Origin of the sequence: Lachnoclostridium sp. Marseille-P6806, from assembly GCF_964238185.1 — a bacterium.
In the GTDB taxonomy this organism is placed as follows: Bacteria; Bacillota; Clostridia; order Lachnospirales; family Lachnospiraceae; genus Brotaphodocola.
The window spans coordinates 1-1,407 of the sequence record NZ_CAXSLG010000023.1 but is presented as its reverse complement, the minus strand read 5'-3'; the positions used below and the strand labels follow the sequence as shown (position 1 = coordinate 1,407).

Below are 1,407 nucleotides of genomic sequence, written 5' to 3'. Positions count from 1 at the left end.
AAATTGTAAACCTAATGAAAAGTTATACGACTTACCATATATGGAAACGCTATCCGAATTATTTGCGGAAGCATTTCTGGAAAGAACATACATTTTGGACAGATGGTTATTTTGCTTGTAGTGTAGGAAATGTATCAGAAGAAATGCTAAAAAAGTATATCGAAAATCAAGGCTAAGAAAGAAGGTGGCAGCGAATGTTAAAAGCATATAAATACAGAATATATCCCAATAATGAGCAGAAAGTACAGATAGAAAAAACATTTGGCTGTTGCCGTTTTGTGTATAATCAGACACTTGCATATCGGAAAGAAAGATACGAAAAAGAGAAAAAATCTGTCAGCAAAACAGATTGTAATAATTACTGCAACAGGGAATTAAAGAAAGAATATGAATGGCTGAAAGAAGTGGATAAGTTTGCTTTAACAAATGCGATTTATAACATGGACAGTTCATATCAGAAATTTTTTAGGGAGCATGCAGGTTATCCAAAGTTTAAGAGTAAACATGATAATCATAAATCATATACAACAAATTTTACGAATGGCAACATAACAGTAGATTTCGATGGAAACAAAGTAAAATTGCCTAAATTAAAAGGCGTAAAAGCAAAACTGCATAGAAAATTTAGCGGGCAGATAAAATCAGCAACGATATCACAAGTGCCGAGTGGGAAATATTATGTATCGGTTTTAGTGGAAACAGAACAAGTGGAACTGCCACATACAACCCAAAATACAGGAATCGATTTAGGTATTAAGGATTTATGTATTACTTCTGGTGGAAAGAAATACGAAAATCCCAAAATTATCAGAAAATACGAGAAGAAACTGGAAAAACTGCAAAGGCAGTTAGCCCATAAAGAGAAAAGAAGTCAAAATTACTACAAAACAAAGAAAAAGATAGCATTATGCCATGAGAAAATAACAAATACCAGAAAAGATTATCTTCACAAGGTATCCCATGAGATTATCAGCGAAAACCAAGTGATAGTCTCGGAGAATTTGCAGATAAAGAATATGGTAAAAAATCATCATCTGGCAAAGTCAATAAGTGATGTATCATGGTATGAGCTGACAAGGCAGTTGGAATACAAGGCAAAATGGAATGGAAGGGAATATGTCAAAATAGATACCTTCTATGCCAGTAGTCAGTTGTGTTCAGTCTGTGGATACCAAAATACAGAGACGAAAAATCTGACAGTAAGGGAATGGATATGTCCCGTCTGTGGAACGAATCATGACAGGGATATCAATGCGGCGAAGAATATACTGGAAGAAGGATTAAGACAAATAGCATAAAAAATAACAATATAGGGCAGGGACTGCCCGAATTAACGCCTGTGGAGATAGTAGGTTACGAGGTCTGGGAAGCAGGAAGCCCATTGGCTTTAGACAATGGGTAGTTCAC

General features: G+C 35.3%; 2 protein-coding genes. Both read left to right on the top strand.

The genetic code is table 11. The annotated features are described in order from the left end of the window. The first annotated feature begins 14 nt into the window (after nucleotides 1-14). Nucleotides 15-176 carry a transposase gene (locus ACESON_RS15165; RefSeq protein WP_373110761.1) on the top strand — a complete coding sequence of 54 codons (162 nt, stop codon included), beginning with the start codon at nucleotides 15-17 and terminating at the stop codon, nucleotides 174-176. A gap of 18 nt (nucleotides 177-194) precedes the next feature. Continuing rightward, nucleotides 195-1,298, top strand: a complete 1,104-nt coding sequence (tnpB, locus tag ACESON_RS15160; protein ID WP_373110758.1) for an IS200/IS605 family element RNA-guided endonuclease TnpB — start codon at nucleotides 195-197, stop codon at nucleotides 1,296-1,298. Nucleotides 1,299-1,407 lie beyond the last annotated feature (109 nt).